General features: G+C 46.2%; 15 protein-coding genes and 1 pseudogene. 7 read left to right on the top strand and 9 right to left on the bottom strand.

Features of this window, described 5'->3' with window-relative positions; translation table 11 throughout:
• Positions 1–103: pseudogene (locus tag OCT58_RS07570) on the top strand (IS30 family transposase); the annotation flags it as partial.
• Between the two features lie 130 nt (positions 104–233).
• A complete protein-coding gene (locus tag OCT58_RS07565) occupies positions 234–1,046 on the top strand; it encodes a Cof-type HAD-IIB family hydrolase (RefSeq protein WP_267202270.1) in 813 nt (270 codons plus the stop codon).
• On the opposite strand, the gene OCT58_RS07560 is transcribed toward OCT58_RS07565, so the two are convergent.
• From OCT58_RS07560 to OCT58_RS07545, 4 genes are all read right to left on the bottom strand, one after another.
• Positions 1,043–1,291 carry a hypothetical protein gene (locus tag OCT58_RS07560; RefSeq protein ID WP_267202269.1) on the bottom strand — a complete coding sequence of 83 codons (249 nt, stop codon included), beginning with the start codon at positions 1,289–1,291 and terminating at the stop codon, positions 1,043–1,045. The two genes, OCT58_RS07565 and OCT58_RS07560, sit on opposite strands and share 4 nt — an antisense overlap.
• A gap of 206 nt (positions 1,292–1,497) precedes the next feature.
• Complete coding sequence (locus OCT58_RS07555) at positions 1,498–2,838, bottom strand: APC family permease (RefSeq protein WP_267202268.1); 1,341 nt, start codon at positions 2,836–2,838, stop codon at positions 1,498–1,500.
• A gap of 148 nt (positions 2,839–2,986) precedes the next feature.
• Positions 2,987–3,253, bottom strand: coding sequence for a hypothetical protein (locus OCT58_RS07550; RefSeq protein WP_267202267.1), 267 nt, complete (start codon positions 3,251–3,253; stop codon positions 2,987–2,989).
• 48 nt (positions 3,254–3,301) lie between these two features.
• The gene (locus OCT58_RS07545; RefSeq protein ID WP_267202266.1) at positions 3,302–3,814 is read right to left on the bottom strand and encodes a hypothetical protein; all 513 of its coding nucleotides are present in this window, start codon (positions 3,812–3,814) and stop codon (positions 3,302–3,304) included.
• Positions 3,815–3,940: 126 nt separating this feature from the next.
• Here OCT58_RS07545 and OCT58_RS07540 point away from each other — a divergent pair, with 126 nt between their 5' ends.
• On the top strand, positions 3,941–4,693 hold the full coding sequence (locus tag OCT58_RS07540) for a potassium channel family protein (protein WP_267202265.1): 753 nt from the start codon (positions 3,941–3,943) through the stop codon (positions 4,691–4,693).
• A 98-nt stretch (positions 4,694–4,791) separates the two neighbouring features.
• Positions 4,792–7,686: a YfhO family protein gene (locus OCT58_RS07535; RefSeq protein ID WP_267202264.1), complete on the top strand. Its 2,895-nt coding sequence runs from the start codon at positions 4,792–4,794 to the stop codon at positions 7,684–7,686.
• A gap of 248 nt (positions 7,687–7,934) precedes the next feature.
• Here OCT58_RS07535 and OCT58_RS07530 read toward each other — a convergent pair whose 3' ends face one another.
• The 3 genes from OCT58_RS07530 to OCT58_RS07520 all read right to left on the bottom strand — a co-directional run bounded on the left by OCT58_RS07530 (position 7,935) and on the right by OCT58_RS07520 (position 9,247).
• Positions 7,935–8,237 carry a hypothetical protein gene (locus tag OCT58_RS07530; RefSeq protein ID WP_267202263.1) on the bottom strand — a complete coding sequence of 101 codons (303 nt, stop codon included), beginning with the start codon at positions 8,235–8,237 and terminating at the stop codon, positions 7,935–7,937.
• 70 nt (positions 8,238–8,307) lie between these two features.
• On the bottom strand, positions 8,308–8,715 hold the full coding sequence (locus OCT58_RS07525) for a protein-export chaperone SecB (protein ID WP_267202262.1): 408 nt from the start codon (positions 8,713–8,715) through the stop codon (positions 8,308–8,310).
• A gap of 1 nt (position 8,716) precedes the next feature.
• A complete protein-coding gene (locus OCT58_RS07520) occupies positions 8,717–9,247 on the bottom strand; it encodes a helix-turn-helix domain-containing protein (protein WP_267202261.1) in 531 nt (176 codons plus the stop codon).
• A gap of 463 nt (positions 9,248–9,710) precedes the next feature.
• On the opposite strand from OCT58_RS07520, the gene OCT58_RS07515 reads away from it, so the two are divergent.
• Together OCT58_RS07515 and OCT58_RS07510 are read left to right on the top strand one after the other, a co-directional pair.
• Complete coding sequence (locus OCT58_RS07515) at positions 9,711–10,307, top strand: KxYKxGKxW signal peptide domain-containing protein (RefSeq protein WP_267202260.1); 597 nt, start codon at positions 9,711–9,713, stop codon at positions 10,305–10,307.
• Positions 10,268–11,947: an SEC10/PgrA surface exclusion domain-containing protein gene (locus OCT58_RS07510; RefSeq protein WP_267202259.1), complete on the top strand. Its 1,680-nt coding sequence runs from the start codon at positions 10,268–10,270 to the stop codon at positions 11,945–11,947. Before OCT58_RS07515 ends, OCT58_RS07510 begins: the two co-directional genes overlap by 40 nt.
• 188 nt (positions 11,948–12,135) lie before the next feature.
• Here OCT58_RS07510 and OCT58_RS07505 read toward each other — a convergent pair whose 3' ends face one another.
• The gene (locus tag OCT58_RS07505) at positions 12,136–14,892 is read right to left on the bottom strand and encodes a TOTE conflict system archaeo-eukaryotic primase domain-containing protein (protein WP_267202258.1); all 2,757 of its coding nucleotides are present in this window, start codon (positions 14,890–14,892) and stop codon (positions 12,136–12,138) included.
• Positions 14,893–15,303: 411 nt separating this feature from the next.
• Positions 15,304–19,479 (bottom strand): serine-rich glycoprotein adhesin, encoded by a 4,176-nt coding sequence (locus OCT58_RS07500; RefSeq protein WP_267202257.1) that lies wholly within the window; start codon positions 19,477–19,479, stop codon positions 15,304–15,306.
• Between the two features lie 118 nt (positions 19,480–19,597).
• Here OCT58_RS07500 and OCT58_RS07495 point away from each other — a divergent pair.
• A partial coding sequence (locus tag OCT58_RS07495; RefSeq protein ID WP_267202256.1) for a transposase occupies positions 19,598–20,081 on the top strand: 484 nt, incomplete at its 3' end.

Raw genomic sequence — 20,081 nt, 5'->3', positions numbered from 1 at the left:
GATGCATCGTCGGAATAACATTCCTCGCAAGTCATTGAACTACCGCACACCACTTGAAGTATTCATGAAGCACGTCACCGATGAGCAACTAGCTTTTTTCTAACTTAATTTGACATTTCGGGGGAAGAAAAACTGCCCATTGCCGGCAGAATTACAAACTAATTTAGTTAACTTTTGGTCCTCATTTGCGTATAATGATAACTTAATAAGCTCTTTTAGGAAGTGAATACCGATTGAATCAACACTTAATTGCCATTGATCTCGATGGAACAACCCTCAACAACCAGTCACGGTTAACGTCCGAAACCATTCGGACACTGCGGGCCGTAGCGCACGAAGGCCACATTGTTAGCATTATCACCGGTCGGCCCTACCGAATCGCCCAACGGATCTACGATGAAATCGGCATCCGAACACCGATGGTCAACTTCAACGGCGCTCTCACCCACATTCCTCACCAGCACTGGGATAAAGAATACGACGTCGAACTGACCCGCGAGATTGCCCTCGACCTGCTTGCCCAGCACGAGCAGCTCGGCATCGATACGATCACGGTCGAAAACAAGTTCCGCGTCTGGGCCAACCACGCCAGTAACCACCTGCCGGAATTTCTGCCTAACCAATTGCAGCCTAACCAAGTGCTGACCGCCGACAATCTCGACGGCAACCCGATCGCACTGACGATCGAATACCAGCCGGAACACGAGCAGGACATCGTCAAGGCGGTCAACGAAAAGTATGATGACTTTGTCGAACCGCGGATCTGGGGCGGCCCCTATAATATTTTGGAGCTGATTCACCGCGGTACCCACAAGGAATCGGGGATGTTCTACATTGCCAAGCAATACAATATCAGCAAATCCAACATCATTGCCTTCGGAGACGAGCACAATGACCAGGAAATGCTCGATGCCGCGGGCCGAGGAGTTGCCATGCAAAACGCCATTCCGACAATCAAAAAAATTGCCGACGATGTTACCAGCGTCGACAATGATCACAACGGCTTGGCCAAGTATCTTCAAGCCTATTTCAAACTAGAGCCCTAGTTAAACACTAACATTTTAGCCAGATAACCGACCACGACGATCACGAAGAGGACCATGATCATCGTGGTCGTTGTTTTATGCTGCTCGGCGGCATGGGTGTTGGTGATGAGAATCAGGCAACCGCCACAGGCAAGAATGACCCCAAGTGTAATCGTTGCCAACCGCGCCGTGCCGGTCAGGGCAAAGGCGGCGGCGATGACAATAATTCCAATAATTGCTAGTAAGATTGATGCTTTTTGACGCATTTATAATTCCTTCCTTTAAGTAATAAAAAAATAATATTAAACATTACCAATTGAGAGCGACATTTGTTATAATAAAAGGCGAAGGCAATCCTGCAATTGCTTTCGCCAATATACTTCTACCACAGGTTCCTCTGATCTTACCCATCAGGGGACCTGTTTTATTTTAGCACGATTTGGGGCCAGTGATAAAGTCCTGACCAAACTTTTTACATTTGACGGCGCTTATCCATCTCTTTGACTGCCCAGAGCACCGGCAGGCCGAGGATGGTGATGCCGACGAAGAGCACGACGCCCCACGGGTCATTAACGACTTCGCTAACCAGAACGAAGAGCGCCCCAGCAATTGAAATCAGCGGAATAATCGGGTAAAGCGGCGTCGAGAACGGCCGTGGCTTCCCCTGATTGCGCCGCCGCAGGATGAAAATCCCGATGAAGGCCAGCGTGTAAAAGCAGTAAACTGTGAAGACACAGAGATCCGACAGGTGGTCAGGATCAAAGAAGCACATCATGACCGTCGCCAGGGCGATGATGAAGCCAATCGCTACTACCGGTTCCTTGGCCTTGGGAGTGACATAGGACAGGTAACGGGAGAACGGCAGGTCGTGACGTTTTGCCATCGCGTAGACAATCCGTGGGAAGGTCATGATTTTCCCGTTGATCGTCCCCATCATCGAAATGATGATTCCGATCGAAAGCAACCGTCCACCGATTTTCCCGAAGGCCTTCATCGCCAGATAGCTGGTCGTCCCCTCACCGAGCTGGTGAATCTTGGCCGCCGGCAGGAAGCGAAAGACCCCGAAGGTAATCAGGGTATAGATAACCAGGACTGAGCTGACCCCGATGATGATCGCCTTTGGCAGCAGCTTTTGCGGGTTCTTCATTTCACCACCCAGGTTGGCGATCAGGATCCAGCCGTCGTAACCGAACAGGGTTGCTAAGACGGCGACCCCGAAATTACCGCTGGCTTGGTGGACCTGGCTGACCGTCTGGCCGAGCGCGTTTTCGTGACCGAAGAAGATCCCGAAGATGATGATTGCGGCGATTGGGATCAGCTTCCCGATGGTGGTCAGGATCGCAAAGCCGGCGCCGACCCGGTTATCGAGCAGATTCATCGCCCCGATCGCCAGGATGGTGATCACCGCCAGTGGAATTCGCCAAGAAGCGGACAGGCCGAAGAGCTCGGTCATCAGGATGCTCATGAAACCGGCAACCGAAGCAATGATTGCCGGCCCGTAAACAATTGCTTGCATCCAGCCGGAGAGAAAGCCGGTCAAGCGCCCGTAGATGGTTTCGATGTAAACATAGAGGCCACCGGTGTAGGGCATCTGCGAACCGATTTCGGCGACTGTCAGCCCCGAAGTCAGGGTGATCAAGCCACCAACGACCCAGGCCAGCAACGCCAAAGTGGAGGAACCGGCACTATCCAAGACTGAAGCTTGCTTAAAGAAGATTCCGGAACCGATAATCGTCCCGATCACAATTGATAGTGCAGACCACAGGCCGAGGGAACGGTTAAGCTCCTCGTTCGTGTTTTGTGGTTTCTCCATGCGTACATCACTCCTTTTGTTCTTGTTTTCTTTTTCAATTGGTTGCTTTCTATTCTAGCAAAATCAACGCATTAATAAAAGCTTAAAAACTAATTAAATTTTAAAAACGGCGAACATTGATTCAAAATCAACATTCGCCGTTTGTATTTTACTTTTCGAATGCTCCTGCTAGAATTTTGGCCTGAGCTGTTTCCAATTGGTCCGCCGTCTCACTGATGTGGTGGTTAACAACCCGCTCGTTGGCGTGAATGTCATCGACCAAAAAATCGTGGATGGTGGTGATTGCAACCCCCGCGTGGCGCAGGTGCTGAATAGTCATCGTGATTGCCAACTCTTCCACCTTGGCCGCCGACAGTGAGGCGGGCGCAACTTCGACTACCCCCTGGTAATAACCGGTCATAAATGCTTTGTTCATCCTGCTCATCCCCCTTTGTCTTCATTATAAGTCTTTTCGCGAAAGCGGTTAATCAAACTGCCAACCCATGATCGCCATTTCGGTCATCGCGTCCCCGACCAGGGTTGAATAAAGGGTTGTCTCGCTCTGCGGCACACCCCCGAGCGCTGGCAGGTAAAAGTTAACGATGGCCCGGTAACCCGTTCCCGGCCGCGTTTGACTGTCCCGTTCGATCCAGAGCGGGCTGTAGGCATCGAGTTCGTTATCGTGATAGAAATTATAGTTCATGATCTCCTGCTGAAGGAGCCGGCGCACTCGCCGATAGTCACAGCTCAAACGCAGCTGATCCAGGTCGTCGATCACCTCACCAGTATCACTGTTGAAGGGTGGGTAGTCCTGAAAGTAGGCGTTGATGCGCTGGAGGACACTCAGGCTAAGACTGGTAACGAAGGTGTTGCCGCGGTGCACATCAAGCAGTTCCGCCGCATTTGCGTGAATATCGTTGGCCAACGTTCCCAAGTAGGGCTCCTCCATGGAGATTAATTCAGATTCGATTAGCTGTAAGTCACTCTTGTTGAGCATAGTTCATCATTTCCTTTGATTTGTAACTGGAACCGGGAAGACCGCTCCCAATTCAAATTGTCTATTTCTTCTAAGACGATTATACTATAATACCGAAAGAATTATTAACGATGGGGTGCCGGCATCATGAAGAAGAAAAGAATTATTTATCTTAGCTACCAGGTGTTCATTGCCATCCTGGCGATCATTACCATCGTCATGCTGCTAGCCTACTACGCCGGCGATCTCAATCTCGACGCCTACCCTTACAACCTGATCGACAGCGGCATCTGGGCGATCTTCGTGGTCGACTACCTCGTTCGCTTCGCCCGAGCTAAAAACAAAAAGTATTTCTTCACCCACAACCTCTTCGACCTGCTCTCGATCATCCCCGCCTCCAGCATCTTCGCCTTCTTCCGGGTCGCCCAGATTGGCCGGACCTTTCGGATGCTTAAATTGCTGCGGATCGCCCGCCTGGTCGGCTTGACCGGTCGGCTCGCCAGCCTGTTCAAGCGCAGCGAATTTCTCTACTACCTCTATATCAGCATCGCCGTGATCCTGGTGGCTGCCGCCATGTTCCGAATCTCCGAAAAGGTTTCCTTCAATGAGGCCCTCTGGTGGGCAATTACGACGGCGACGACAATCGGCTACGGAGACATCACTCCTAAGACCGGCCTGGGGCGGGGGGCCGCGATCATCCTGATGTTTCTGGGAATCGGCTTCATCGGGATGCTGACCAGCACGATCACCGAATACTTCGCCAAAGAAGACGAGGAAAAGGTCGGCCGCCAGCTGGACCGCTTGGAAAGCGAAAACCGGCAGCTAAAGCACGAGCTCGATGAGGTTAAAACGCTGCTGATCAAGCAGTCCAACGATTCCAACCACCACCAATCTGCTTAACTAATCCGTCCTGCGCGATTGCCGGGCGGATTTTTTATACGCACCTTCCTTGAATAATGATAGAATAGTTGAGTATTACGCAAACTAAGGAGCACATCATGGATTTTTCGTTTCAACGTCGGACGGGACTGAAGCGGCTGTACCTGGAATACAGCCTGATGTTCCTCTTCCTGGCCGCCTGCATCTTCGGGACCTACCTGGCCACCGGGCACACCTTCATTCTCAGCAAGGACGCCTTAAATCAGCACTTGCCGCTGATGGTCAAGTACCGCCAGGCCCTGATTCACTTCTTCCACCATCCGGGCCAGCTGAATTTCTGGTCCTGGCAGATGGGGCTGGGGGCCGATACCTTCCAGGTCTACTCCTACTACACGATCGGGGACGTCTTCGCCTACCTGGCCCTGCTCTTCCCGGCGGCCAAGATGACGATGGCCTACCAGCTGATCGGGATGCTGCGGATGTACTGTGTCGGACTAGCCTTCATCTATTTTGCTCAGCACTTTAATTTCCGGCGCTCAGTCATCCTGATCGGGACGGTCGCCTACACGGTCAACGCCTTTCTCTTGTATGCCTGCGTAGCCCAGCCATTCTTCACGACCCCCTTCATCATCTTTCCCCTAATCGTGGTCCAGATTGAAAGAATCCTCCAGGAGGACTCAGCCTGGCCGCTGACCGGTGTCTTCATCTGGATGCTGATCAGCAACTACTACCTGGCCTTTGTCCTCGGCATCGGCGCGCTGGCCTACCTCGTGCTCCGGGTGGCCACCAAGTACCGTCGCAGCCTCAACTACTGGCAGGCACTGGCAAAACTGGCCTTTGCGACGGTTACCAGCCTATTGGTCGCCAGCATCATGCTGGTGCCGGAAATCATTGCGATCATGAACTCCACCCGGACCGGGGCCGAGTTTGCCAACGGACTCAAGGTTTACCCGCTCTACTACTACCTCTTTTTGCCCAAGCAACTGATCAACGGGGGCCAGTGGTACTTTATGTACTGGACGGCCCTCGGGGTAGTCTCCATCGGTTTCTTGGCCCTGGTCTACATCTATTCGCGGCCCCGTCGCTACCCCTTGTTGACGATCAGCCTGGGTCTGGCATTTATTATGCTGCTGATCCCGGCGGTCGGTGCCTTCTTCAACGGGATGATGTCGGCCTCTAACCGGTGGACGCTTTTGATCTACCTGCCGCTGGCGTTAGCGGTCTGCGGGCTCGCCGAAAACGCCCCCAGCTTTGACCGTCACACCCTCTGGATCCTCAGCATCGCCACGGCCATCTACCTGGCCATCTTGATTGCGACCTTCTACTTTGCCAACAACGACGACATCTTCATGCCGGTGCTCTTCCTGGTTATCTCCTTGATGGCGCTCTGGATGATTAACTTCCACAAGACGCGCTTCCCGGACCGCTGGCTGCTGGCAATCGTCCTGCTCAACGCCGGTTTCAACGCCATCTACGCCGCTTTTCCCTACAAGGGGGACTTCTCCGACCAGATGCTCAGTCGGGGCGAATACCAGTCGATCACGGCCAATCGCTACGGCGGGCTCGATGCCGGGCTCAGCCGGACGCCGGCCTACCGGGTTTCGACCATCAGTCAAAACCAGATTATTGACGGGCCCAACCTCGATAACGACCTGACCTCGGGCCTGCACAACATTGATTCCTACTACTCCCTACAGAACAAGTATCTCGGTCAGTTTAACACCAGCCTGCAGAACAACCAGTACCAGGCCAACATCCCGATTCGTCAGGCTGATGACCGGACAATCATGAACAATTTCTTTGGCGTTCGCTACCTCTTTGTTCAGAGCAACAGTCTCAACGCTACCAAGTTGCCAGCCGGCTACTTTTTGGATCAGGCCAGTCAACCGGTCATTAACTACGACGTCGACCAGCCCAGCACCGCTACCAGCAAAGAACAGCTGATTCCAATCCAAACGTTGCGCTACAAGACTAAAAACGCCTTCCCGCTGATCTACTGGCAGGATCACTACATCAGCCACCGCCAGTACCGCAAGCTCTCGCCGAGCGAAAAGGAACGGGCCCTGGCGGCCGGGGTCCTGGTAGCGGGCCGGACCACGGGGATGAAGGCGGTCACGGTGACCCGGTCGATCCCGTTGAAGAGCGTTCTGATTTCCAACCGTTTCAACAAGATTAACCCGACCAAGCTCAAATACACCGACAGCGATGAGAAGTACCAGCTCCAGTTCCCGCAAATGCAGAGCAAGGCCTTCCGCAAACGGGTCCGGGGCAGCGAGCTCCACATCGAATTTTCCAAGATCAAGTACACGCCCTTCTCCATGAAGAAACAGATCAAGTACGACATGAAGCATCGCCTGGCGATGAGCAATCATCCCGGAACGGTCTTCAACCAACGCTTCAACAAGTACCGCTACTGGCGCTACCATGTTCTGAACGGTTCGCCGGACATCTCCTTCCAGCTCGACTACACGAGCAAGTTCGGCACCGCCAGCGTGGTCCAAGCTAAGCAGAACGTCCTCTCGCTCTTCAAGCTGGTCAAGAACGGCACGCTCAACATCGGCTACTATAGCGGCAACTTGCCACAGAAGCTGACCTTCAAACCGTCGAAGCTCGGCCGCTACGAGCTCCGGTACCGGGTCGTAGCCACAAAGCTCGGTGGCAACTACACTCGCCAGGTGCGGACCATCCAGCGCCACGCCCTGACCAAGCTAAAATTCAACCGCAACCAGGTCAGCGGCTGGATCACGACACCGCGCGCCGGGGTCCTGACCTCTTCGATTCCGTACTCGTCCGGTTGGCGGGTAACGGTCAACGGTCACCCGGCCAAGACGGTCCGCACTAACCAGGCCTTCCTGGGCGTCTGGCTGCCGCGGGGTCGGCATAACGTCCGCTTCACCTACCAAACGCCGGGACTGAAGCAAGGAGCAATCATCTCCCTGCTTGGACTGGTTTGGCTGGTGCTGGCTGGAATTGTCAGTCTCTTAATCCGACGCAGAAAGCAAAACAAAGCATAAAAAGGATCCCGTCCGCAACCGATTTTCGGTTGTGAACGGGATTTTGTTACTTGATCAAGAGGTCCAGGAAATTAACGATGTAATACAGCAACAGAGCGGCAATTCCTAATTGGCACAGTTCCCACAGCGCGTGTAGGGCTTTCTTCTTATCCATTTCGATCCATCCCCATCCTGAAGTAGTAATAACTTTATTATACACCAAGCCGATTGACCCGGTGACAAATTTCAGGGGATGGTGCTACGGACAGCTAATCGTCAACCGCCCAGCTCGGGTGATGGCGAACTAGTCGTCGGTAGGCAAGTTGAAGTTGTTCGCTGAAACGCTGGGCCGCCTTAGCAGGATAGGTGGGCAAGCAGTCAAGATCCTTTTCGATGGTAAAGTCCCCATACTTAAGATCCTCCATAATCGCCCTGGCATTCTTCTCCGCGATCACCAGGAAGTAGCCATTGTCATATTTCTCCAGATATCCGTAACCGGACGCGTATTCGTCGGGCGTGTACTGGTCGAAGAGTCCCATCGCCAGTAGTTCCTTTATCAGTTGTTTTTTCATTTAAATTCCTCCTCCTATCCTATATATACGGAGGAATTTGGATTTTGCATTAAAAATATTTAAAAATCTTCTATGCTAAGTTAGTTAGTGCTTTGTTGACATTAATCGTTGGCAAAATATAGGCTGGGTATTCATTCGCGCCTGCGGTTAGCATCGTAATGATTGCCCGCGCGTAAGGAAACAAAATGGCAACGGCGTTATTGTTAACTAAAGTATCTAGATCGATCTTCGTTTCGTCCTGCATTTCCTGGTAGGTAAAACTGCCCGTAATTGAACAACGAGCTTCAAAGGGTAAGCGCTGGTCCGTCAACGATCCCACTGTCACTACTAGAGTTAGCTCAATGCTTGTGCCCTTAACCTGAGTACTGGTTTTTAATTGTGGCTTAATTACTACTTTTTTCTTCGGATCCGTAAAATTCTCGTTCCGAGTGTAGCCCATTGCATTCACCCAGTATGTATTAAATTGTAAAGCTGTCATTTTATGCAAACTCTCCCCTCTTTTCATTCAACTGAAACTCTTGTAACTTCTCTGTGCTGCTCTTGGCATAGAAGTGATCATTAATCTCGTAATTTCCACTTAATTCTAGCCTTGACTGCACATCATCTAAGGAAGCTAGAAATGCTTGCGGATCATGTCGAACCATCCGGAAAAGCACGTCCTGATATTTAGTTTGAATCCGATGATTATTTTCAATCTGCGTCAGTGCCGAAGAACTAATTCCCAACGCATCCGCAAATTTTCTGACTGGCAATCCGAGAGCTTGTCGCAATTGCCGAATCTCAATTGGAAACAAATAACCTTTCCGAACACGATAGGCGTCAAAGCCCCGCTGGACGTTTTCCATTGGGTCCTTAAAATTCCCCCAAAGTTCTCCTCGCGGATCCTGCCAATAATGGTTAACAACCAAAACATCCTTTTCATCTTTAATGTCAATCTTTTCTGGAAGCCATTTTTCTTCGTACAACTCGGTCGTTTCCAGCTCTGGATTATAAAGCTTCACTTTAGCCATTTACAATCATCCCTCCTTAGTCTTGATGATATGGAAACTGATAATGATTATCGTGCTCTGGTCCCGCCACATAATCTTGCCAGCTTAAAGCTTGATCAATGATATCAAACGCTTTGCTCTGTGGTACTTCAGCCTTGCTTTCACACCCAAACTCTTTCAGGAATTATAATAGCACAGTTGTATTTCATGAGATACAAATATATTCCGAGGGACAGATTAAAAATTGAGCTTCTTACCTGATACAGGCAAAAAGCTTGAATTTTGAATTATTTTTATGTTTATGAATATGGCTCCAGCCTGCGTCAAAATATTTTACCTCATTTTCCAATGTCCCCGATTGCATAAATTTTCCCAATCTTTACTGAAATGCACGACCGCTAACTGAAATGATCGGCAGTGACAAAAAGGCAAAAGAAGTATAATAAAAATTGTAACCAAGATTGTCTTAGGGGGAGATTTGAAAATGTCTAAGGAACACAAGAAACTCTATAAGGCTGGCAAGAACTGGCTGATGGCTACAATCACAATTGCAACAATGCTATTGACCGGGGGGCTGGCTACACAAAGTGCCAGCGCTGATCCATCGACTGCCAACACCAGCGTTCAGGTCAGCCAGGCTCAACAGCCAGTCGTTCGCCAGGATATTACCGCAACTAGCCAGACTATTAACACGCAAAACGGTACGACGATCAGTCAATCAACTAGCTCTCAAAGTAAAACGGACGCTATCGCTACCTCAACCACCACTAGTAACCAGACAACTACTGATCGCCTGACGGTTTCACAGGCAAAAGCAAATGCTGGCAACCAGTGGACGCACTTTGACCAGGGCTGGTCCTACACCGATAGTCAGGGCAAGTGGGTCTACAACCAGTGGCAACACATCAACAATAATTGGTACTACTTCAACAACGGCGGTTATGCCCAAACCGGCTGGTTCAAATCCGGCGCCGGCAACTGGTACCACTTCGACGATCAAAATGCCTGGGCTAATACCGGTTGGCAAAAGATCAATAACAATTGGTACTATTTTGCCATAATCAAAACGCTTGGGCACTGACTGGCTGGCAAAAGATTAACAACCACTGGTACTACTTTGATCCGACTAACGCCTGGGCCGACCGTGGCTGGTTCAAGTCCGGCGCCGGCAATTGGTACTACTTCGACAACCAGAATGCCTGGGCGCTAACCAACTGGCAAAAGATCAACAACCGTTGGTACTACTTCGACCCAACCAACGCCTGGGCCGACCGCGGCTGGTTCAAATCCGGCGCCGGCAACTGGTATTATTTTGACCCTACCAATGCTTGGGCTGATACTGGGTGGCTCCACTTAGACTTTGACTGGTACTACTTCGATTCAACCAATGCCTGGGCTTTGACCGGCTGGCAGAAAATTAACAATCGCTGGTACTACTTTGATCCATCCAATGCTTGGGCAGTTAATGACTGGCAAATGATTAATGACAACTGGTATTACTTCGACCCTGAAAATTACTGGATGCTCACTGGAGTTGCAGAAATCAATGGTGAAGCTTGCATCTTTAAAGACAGCGGCGAATGGACCGGTGAAACCTACGCAAGTGTTGCACAGGCAACCGCACAGTTGAAAATTAAGGCTGCTCAGGCAAAGGTGAATGCTGCTCAAGAAAAAGTAGATGATGCACAGAGTCAGTTTGATGATGATAAATTCGCTTTGAATAAAGCTAAGGATGAGCTTGAAGGGGTACAAAAGCCAAATGTGATTCAAGCTCCACAAGCTTGGCTTAATGCTTGGAAAGGGATTTTGCGCAAGAAAAAGAATGTTTCATCCCTATCTTATAAGGATCAAACAGTTGCTGCCGAGTTCCAAACTATATTGAATACTAATAAGCAGGGTAGTACTACAAACTATAATTCATGGAAAGACAATCCAATCGATGAAAAAATTCCAGTCACATTGAATTCTGATAGCACCTTGTCAGATCACGATGCCACAGTTGCCACACAGTATGCTGTCTATCTTCTCAACCAAATTCGTGCCCAACTGGGAACTCCGCTGTATCATATTACTAATGGATCAGTTGCAGTTGCACAAGATACTGCAAAAACTTATTTGAAAGACAATTGGAATATTTGGGATAACAAGGGGCATGATCTAAATGCATTAAATACGGTTCTCCCACAAAAATGGGGTGTTAGTTATGTTTGCGAATCGCTTTATGGAGACCAGAAGAAACTAAATAATCTTAATGATCTCAAGCACCTTGTCTATGATGCCGTAATCTGCTTAATTTTCGAAAGTGATCATTCGAGTGCACAACAATTTGGCCACGCAACGGACCTTTTAGGTATCCGCTTAAATAGTGATTTGAACTACATTGTTCAGGGAGAATTATTGGGTATCTCTATCGATTCTAAGAAAGGGTTGGAAGTCCTCTTTAACTCCATCGCCAATCCGCATGGTAACCGGATTAAACAACAGCTTCAGATAGGATTCTATACTAAAGATGCCGACCCATCTAGCAAAGTCAACCAAGCACCATATAATGAAGAAATTGCAATCCCTGATTACAAAGTTGATCCTGCAGAAATATTGCCGTACCAGCAGGCAGTTACTGCTGCAGAAAATAAGATGAAGAAGTCGCAAAGCATTTTGACAGCTGCGCAAGATCAACTAAAGCAAAAACAGGCAATCCTAAATTCACTGCAGAAAAATTAGCAGTCGGTTGAAAAACATTAAAAGGCACTAGATAAATTTTACCCCGATTTACCCAGTGCCTTTTCTTAATTTTTGCCTTACTAAAATTAATATCCACTACCAATTGTAAGGTTTAATTACCTACTACCCTTTAAATACATTAGAAAGAGCATAAGTCACTTTTAAGAGCTCATATCATTGCGATAAATTTATCGGTTCATTGCTTCAGTAGCTAATTTCCGACTCACCAAACGAATTCCAGAGGTGTTTGGCCACGATTTGCCGCCAAAATTTAAATCACCGTACCAGCAGACCCGGTAATCAAAAACACAAATATTATTTCCAATACGCCTACACCAATTAACACTAATTTGCCTTGAAAGATGCTTCTCAAGCTCTGATTGTCCAGCCATTTCCGTTTCTAAGTAAATTTCTTTTTTCTCTTTCGAAAGACGATTAAGCATGTCAACTTGTAACTGATCTAGTCGTTTTATACGCAGATAAATAACCGCCGCTCCAGCAAAATCCTGTTGCCATACCTGGAAATATTCCGAATTGGTATAGTATACGGCAGCATAATTCTTCCATTTCTTGCTTTTTACAAATTCATAACCCTGTTTTTTATATACCCGAACACGTTTCTGATACATCTTTGCGAAAGTATCGTTAGCAATATCGACATAATCATAAACTCGTAATTCATCTTTATGCAGAAGTCCCCGCTCTAGTCGTCCTAAATATTGTTTCGTATTGCCCTTCCAGGAAAAAGGCAAAGTTAAAAAGAGTGTGTCAAGGCTCGGTAAGTCAAAGCCCTCACCCACATATTTATTTGTTGATAGAATCACATAGGGTTGCTCTTCGTTTCCAATTGTGAGGTTAGTGCCTTTCCCTCCTGTAATTAAGCACAACTGGCTATTTGACAGATAGGGAGCCAACAAATCTCGCAGTATTCGTAAATGTTTTATTCGTTCGCTAAGTAAAAGAATATGTCGACCCTCTTGCAGAGCCTGACGAAGATCATTGACAATCAAATTATTCCGTTCACGGTTTTCGCTTAATTCATTCAAAAGTTGAGCGTAATTCCCGCGCTGAATTGATTTAGCATTTTCACCAAAACCGGTGTAGCGTACATATAGATAACGTTGAATTAGATAGTTATCCTCAGCTCTGCTTTGGTAACGGATTGCTCCACACCGATAATGCATAAACTTTTCTAACCCATCATTACGCTCAGGAGTTGCTGTCAAGCCAACAATGTAGCGAACGTTTGCTTGGACCAGTACCTGTTCAAAGGTAGTAGCCGAAATGTGGTGACACTCATCAACAATAATCTGACTATAATTTTGATAAAAACGTCCCCGTTCTGTTTCCCGCATTCTAGTCAATTTACGAATATTGACCACATCAACTAGATAAGAGGGACGGTTGCGGGTTCCTGAGATCAATTCCACCTTCTTTTTACGAACCTTGCGACCAGTTTTCGTCCGTTCTTCAAATGGTTCATCTTTGATCGTCAAAAATTGTTGTGCCGATTGTTGCCATTGTTTGGCAATGCTTGCAGTCGGCACAACAATCAGCGTTCGAGCATGGCGACGAGCAACGAGTGCACAACCAACAACCGTCTTGCCAAAACCCGTGTGAGCACTAATCATGCCCAATTGATGACTCTCAACACTTTCTACAGCCTGTTCTTGTTCAGGACGCAATTTTCCAGAAAATGTCACATGTAACGGCTTAGCAGAAGTAAAGCGTTCATCGAAATGGCAACGACAATGCTTTTCCAATTCGCCTAAAACACCTCGTGGTAAATAGAGATTGCTTCTATCCAATCTCCCAGCAGTTAGTACCGACGGAATGTCCCAGACAGGGGCTCGTATTCGCTGCTTCTTGACAAACTCTGGATTACTAAAGGTCGCCAATCCCAATAATGAAAGCTGTTCTTGCCGCGTTAATGATTGACGCTCAATCTGAAGTTCACCATTGATTCGGCCATAAACAGCAGCTGGGAATTGTTTAATTGTTGCTAGGCTGAGTTCATGATTTTGCCCCGACATTAATTGCATATCTTGACTCATTTTCTGCATTCTTTGATGAATTTCAGCATCTGTATAACGTTTAGTAGCCTCCAAACGATCAAATAGCTGTGATATCGGCAACGGTCGCAGCTGATCATCCGTAAAAATCGAGCACTGTTTTTGGACTTCACTCCATTTCAGTGGCAAGGCAATCAAATTACCAAAGCCCTTTTTCGGCAATCGATTCTGATTGGGAATCATTCGATCAAAGCAAGAAATGTCAACATCCTCACTATTAACCATTGCTTCAATTAGAATTAACTTACCCAGGCGACGTGCTGTTGCCGCTTGGATTGGTTCCTTAAAAAAGAGCCAGAGGTGGTAGCTATTTCCAGAAGAAGAAATCTCTGGCAAACAGTCAATTTGATACTTTCGACAAGTAGTAATGATTGCTTTAGCCGTTTTAGCCGGTTTAACTGGCGCACCATGTTGATCAAGGTCAAAAACCAATAGCTTGGTGCAATCATTATCTAATAAGGGGTAAATTCCAAAATGGTGGTAAGGATCAGAAGAAGTAATCTGATCGCGCACAACTTGCGTATTATATGGAACGTAATTTTTAGGCAACTTTTCTTGGGCAACCTTGTCATTACGTGCCTGATAAAATGCCCACCAGTTTTTAAGTGCCGGACTGTATCCTTTCCCATTACTCCACTTTTGTGCACAGACATCAGGACGCCCAGAAAAATATTTAATGTATAGTGCAAGCTTTTCTTGATCTGTTCGGCTTTTTTGTATCAAAGCCTGCAATTCTGTTTGACCAATAATATATTCAGTACCATCACTTTGCTGAATTAAATAATCTATTTGGTCAGTACGGTAATGATGATACTGGCTCTTCAGCGTCACTTGATCTCCGTTATTAAAGGTATAAGTTTGGTTTATATTCATTCTTCCTCCCGTTTTACTTACCAGTTACACTACTTTTTAATAGTAACCGGTTTTGATTGTGTTAAGCGATTCAATCATACAGGGAAGGCTTTCCCTTTTTCAATTCAAGTTTCAGAATTTACACAAAATATTTTACGCTCTCGTTTCAACAGCAGAAGATAGTAATACACTTGAAATTCAAAAATTATATAGCAAAATAGATCAACTGTCATACTTCCTAATATTATGTACGCACAATTTGTTAGTTGCATATCGTCGCTTGATAATGTTTCACCATGCGATAGATGTTACAAATCAATGTTGAATCTAAAAAGCAACCCCCGATACCAGTATTTCACCAGTATCAGGGGTCGTTTATTTTATCATACTCACATATGATCAGTTATTTGATGGCTAAATCATGTTGAACCATTAATTCTTACTATCATTCTTCTTTCCTATCAGGAATGCGCCCAACGCTACTAAAGCAGATGCCAAGTTCATACCAACAGATTTTGTATTACCGGTTGATGGAAGTTTCTTTTGCGTATTTGCTTCCGCCATTTTAGATGTTATATCCTTATCTGCTGTCTGATTTAGCTTTGATGCAGTAGTTGACCCATAAATATTTTGAGAGTTTGTTATGGCGGCATTATTAGTTTCTAATGATGAATTATGCTGCTTATTATCATTGATCATTGCCGCATTACTTGCTATTGTTGATGCATTGTACTGTTCACTGCCACTATTAGTCGTAGCTGCATTACTTGCTTGAGTTGATGCATTATAATGCTCGCTACCACTATTAGTCGTAGCTGCATTGCTTGCTATTGTTGATGTAGCATAACGCTCATTATTATTTGAAATTGAGGTACTTGCTACTGCTGAAATACTGTAGCTTTCACTCAAACTTGTAGAAGCTTGGGCACTCGCCGCTGTTGAAGTACTGTAACTTTCGCTCAAACTCATGGAGGCACTGCTGCTCATTGATTCCAGACTTGCTGAAGCACTAGTACTTGTCTCGGCTGAAGCGCTGTAACTTTCGCTCAAGCTCGTGGAAGCACTACTGCTCATTGATTCCAGACTTGCTGAAGCACTAGTACTTGCCACCATTGAAGCACTGTAGCTTTCGCTCAACTGCGTTGAAGCGCTAGCACTTGTCTCAGCTGAAGTACTGTAACTTTCGCTCAAACTCATGGAAGCACTACTGCTCATTGATTCCAGACTTGCTGAAGCACTAGTACTTGCTGCTGCCGAAGTGCTGTAGCTTTCACTCAAACTTGTAGAAGCTTTGGCACTCGCCGCTGTTGAAATACTGTAACTTTCGCTCAAACTCATGGAGGCACTGCTGCTCATTGATTCCAGACTTGCTGAAGCACTAGTACTTGCCACCGTTGAAGCACTGTAGCTTTCGCTCAACTGCGTTGAAGCGCTAGCACTCGTCTCAGCTGAAGTACTGTAACTTTCGCTCAAGCTCGTAGAAGCACTACTACTCATCGATTCCAGACTTGCTGAAGCACTAGTACTTGCTGCTGCCGAAGCGCTGTAACTTTCACTCAGACTTGTAGAAGCTTGGGCACTCGCCACTGTTGAAGTACTGTAGCTCTCGCTCAACTGCGTTGAAGCGCTAGCACTCGTCTCAGCTGATGTACTGTAACTTTCACTCAGACTTGTGGAAGCGCTGCTACTCATCGATTCCAGACTCGTGGAAGCATTAGTACTTGCTGCTGCCGAAGTGCTATAGCTTTCACTCAAACTTGTAGAAGCTTGGGCACTCGCCACTGTTGAAGTACTGTAGCTTTCGCTCAACTGCGTTGAAGCGCTAGCACTCGTCTCAGTTGAAGTACTGTAACTTTCGCTCAAGCTCGTGGAAGCACTAGTACTTGCTGCTGCCGAAGTGCTGTAGCTTTCACTCAAACTTGTAGAAGCTTTGGCATTCGCCACTGTTGAAGTACTGTAGCTCTCGCTCAACTGCGTTGAAGCGCTAGCACTCGTCTCAGCTGAAGTACTGTAACTTTCACTCAGCTGTCTTGAAGCCGAAATACTTTCTGCCGTTGAAGTACTATAACTTAACGACAACTTGCTTGCTGCTACTGAAGTACTGTAACTTTCACTTAAACTTGTTACGCTTGAAGTACTAATGGATGTTGAAACAGCGGTGCTCCCGGTATAAACAACATCAGATGCATCAGGGTTGTTGTCAACCCCATTCAAAACCATTTCCCGCGTATAATCTTCAAACTCATGGATGCTATTACTAAGTGAATTATACTCAACAAATGCTTGTGATAAGGAAGCAGATTGACTCAGCCAAGTAGAACTGGTAGTTTTAGCAGCTGTTAACGATACCAGCGCTGTACTGTTTGATGTTGAATAACTACTAAGTGAATTGTCATAGTAATCATCATCAAGGATAAGACTAGTTTGATCACCATATAAGCCATCAGTATTGGTTGGTTTATCCGAGGCTGCACCAATAAATGTTCGAGTGCCATTACCAATTAACATAGTGGCCTTGTTAGCTGCCTTACCATCAACTTGCAAATTGTCCTTAACTTGGAGATTCGTATCCTGCAGAGCAACATGAATGCTAGTGTTGGTTTTATCAGTCGAAGTTTGGGTATGAACTTGCGTAGAATAATAGGTCGAAGTTGTTGGTCCAAAGGTAAAATCACCATTAGAAGGATCGTGAATTAGTTCCACCCGTTCTGGGTTAATAATATTCACAACAGTTTTGGAATTTGGAGCACTAGCATTGGAGTTTGTGCCAATATATGAGCGAATATTCGATGCCCGGCCACTAGCCTTCATCGTAACATTAGCACCAGCATTAATAGTTACAGTTGCTGATGGCTTGTCCGCAAAGTGATCGCCAACACCCAAATGGAAACCATTATCATCCTGATGAATACCATGAGGATCATAGCCACGCGCATGCCCAAATAGTAAGATATTGGCATCACCAGAAGTGCCGTCACCATTATCACCATCGACAATCATCGTTACCTTTGCATGGCCTGAAGGCGTCTTATATTCATTTGAATAAGGATCCTTGGCCGTTCCAATAGTAACAATTTGATTCTTAGCCCAGTTACCAGAAGATTGAGCAACGTTAAAGTGATCGGCTTCTAATTTAACTGTCGCACCATCATTAATCGTAAAGGTATTACCATAAAATCCTTTATCATGGTGTCCCACAAAAGTACCAAACGGATCATTTCCCCACCAACTTTGGTCCATCAAGACATTCCCGTAGTTGGCTCCGGTTGCCGTCAAATTACCATCAACTTCAAAGGTCCGGGGCATTCGAGTACCCTTCATTGAAACATTGTAATCAACAAGCTTATTCCCATTCATCGTTACAGATGCACCTTGATCAACGATAACATGCTCACTGACTAAAATTTGAGAAGGGCCTTGACCGTCACAGTTGGCAAAGTGAGTAATAATCTTTTTGCCTTGGAGATCCTTATAACTGCCAAGGGCATTAAAGATTGTCTTGCCCTTTAACTCCAGCGTGTTTTCCTGTTTAGCACCATCATTGTAGTAACGTGAATTAACCGCAGTCCCACCATTAACAGTGACATTATTCAAAATAATCCGGTTTTTTCCAGTAGCCATTGACAGTCCACCGGTAACAGTCTTACTCTTATCATTTTCTACATCTGATGATCCAGCAGTCCAAACGGTCCCATTTTCAATAGTGATTTTCCGCCCACCTTCAAGATAAAGGTAGTTATTGTCAAGATAAATATTGTGGCCGCCAGCATCGATTACAAGATCATGATTAGGACTTAACGCAACGGCTGAACCATTGTTTGAAAGGTCGAGGTCTTTGGTCAAAATAATCCTGGTAATATTCGAATTAGTCATATCTTGACTAAATTTCGTATAATCAGGATTTGTATCAGTACCAGTAGTCACAACAAGATTAAGCTGGAGCGCATTTTTAACTGCAAGATTGGCAGTATTTAATTGATCGGTCCGAGAAACAACATTAAGATTTTGTGTCTGAACACTGTTAGTGCTTATCACTCTAGGCGTACTATCTTTTGAGATTTCTGCTAGTGAAGAAATACTACTTACAGAATTCGAAACTATCGACGTCGAGGTTATTGTAGTTTCACTTGCCTGTAAATTTGAAGTACTGGTTGAAGCAACACTGACACTGTTATCATTGCTGGTAGAAGCATTCACTGATTGCGAACCACTAATTGAGGTTTGCACCTTAACAGCCACTGAGCCACTTTGCGATTCATTCGTTATCAATGATGTACTTTCAGAAGCTGAAGTACTAGTTGACTGCACTGCAGCATGGGCAACCGTTGGATTAGCAGCAGCAAGGCCTCCAACGCCAGCGATAAGTGCAGTTGTTCCTAGTCCTTTTAGATAAGAAGCTGTTGTATCGTCCACCCCGTCAAGCTCATCGGGGTCGACTGAAAGATCAGCTTGAACATCTTCTTTTCCCCTAAAAGAAAAGATCTTCAAAAACCGTGTTAAGCAACTAACCCATCCCTGGTGAGTTTTATACATCTTAACCTGACTATGATCTTCTTGACTGATTGCTTCATTTTTTCGATTTTTTCTATTATTACTCCCATTAATCATTTGACATTATTCGAGAGCGTAAAATATTTTGTGTAAATTCTGAAACTTGAATTGAAAAAGGGAAAGCCTTCCCTGTATGATTGAATCGCTTAACACAATCAAAACGGAGGCTTTCCCCATGAATCAGTTTAACAAAGATGTGCAAAATGCGCTATTAAACAATAGCACTAGTCTTAAAGAAATTTTTCGCCAACAGCTAGAAAAGACGGTTAATCAATTATTGAAGTCAGAATTATCGGCAGTTTTAGGCTATGAAGCCTATGAACGGAATCACCAGACTCGTAATGCCCGCAATGGCTCTTACGAGCGCCAGCTTGATACCGAATTTGGCACAATTAGTATCCGGATCCCACGCGATCGCCAAAATAAATTTCAGAATGCTATTCTTCAGCCTTACGCTCGACGTCTTGATACGCTAGAAACAATGATTATTCATATGTATTCCAAAGAAATCACGACCCGTGAGATCGCAGATCTCATTGAAGAGATGTACGGTTGTCATTACTCACCAACAACGGTATCTAATATCACAGAGCAGGTAGAACAGTTAGTTCAGGAATTCCACCAGCAGGCGTTTAAACATCATCAATACGTCTGTGTCT

It is taken from the genome of Limosilactobacillus kribbianus (assembly GCF_026413145.1).
In the GTDB taxonomy this organism is placed as follows: domain Bacteria; phylum Bacillota; class Bacilli; order Lactobacillales; family Lactobacillaceae; genus Limosilactobacillus; species Limosilactobacillus kribbianus.
The sequence above is the reverse complement of the archived record's forward strand: the minus strand, read 5'-3'. Positions and strand labels throughout refer to the sequence as shown.

Excerpts from the sequence above, each read along its gene's own strand:
- OCT58_RS07560 (WP_267202269.1), bottom strand. The coding sequence starts at position 1,291 with ATGCGTCAAAAAGCATCAATCTTACTAGCAATTATTGGAATTATTGTC.
- OCT58_RS07555 (WP_267202268.1), bottom strand. The coding sequence starts at position 2,838 with ATGGAGAAACCACAAAACACGAACGAGGAGCTTAACCGTTCCCTCGGC.
- OCT58_RS07550 (WP_267202267.1), bottom strand. The coding sequence starts at position 3,253 with ATGAACAAAGCATTTATGACCGGTTATTACCAGGGGGTAGTCGAAGTT.
- OCT58_RS07545 (WP_267202266.1), bottom strand. The coding sequence starts at position 3,814 with ATGCTCAACAAGAGTGACTTACAGCTAATCGAATCTGAATTAATCTCC.
- OCT58_RS07540 (WP_267202265.1), top strand. The coding sequence starts at position 3,941 with ATGAAGAAGAAAAGAATTATTTATCTTAGCTACCAGGTGTTCATTGCC.
- OCT58_RS07535 (WP_267202264.1), top strand. The coding sequence starts at position 4,792 with ATGGATTTTTCGTTTCAACGTCGGACGGGACTGAAGCGGCTGTACCTG.
- OCT58_RS07530 (WP_267202263.1), bottom strand. The coding sequence starts at position 8,237 with ATGAAAAAACAACTGATAAAGGAACTACTGGCGATGGGACTCTTCGAC.
- OCT58_RS07525 (WP_267202262.1), bottom strand. The coding sequence starts at position 8,715 with ATGACAGCTTTACAATTTAATACATACTGGGTGAATGCAATGGGCTAC.
- OCT58_RS07520 (WP_267202261.1), bottom strand. The coding sequence starts at position 9,247 with ATGGCTAAAGTGAAGCTTTATAATCCAGAGCTGGAAACGACCGAGTTG.
- OCT58_RS07515 (WP_267202260.1), top strand. The coding sequence starts at position 9,711 with ATGTCTAAGGAACACAAGAAACTCTATAAGGCTGGCAAGAACTGGCTG.
- OCT58_RS07505 (WP_267202258.1), bottom strand. The coding sequence starts at position 14,892 with ATGAATATAAACCAAACTTATACCTTTAATAACGGAGATCAAGTGACG.
- OCT58_RS07500 (WP_267202257.1), bottom strand. The coding sequence starts at position 19,479 with ATGATTAATGGGAGTAATAATAGAAAAAATCGAAAAAATGAAGCAATC.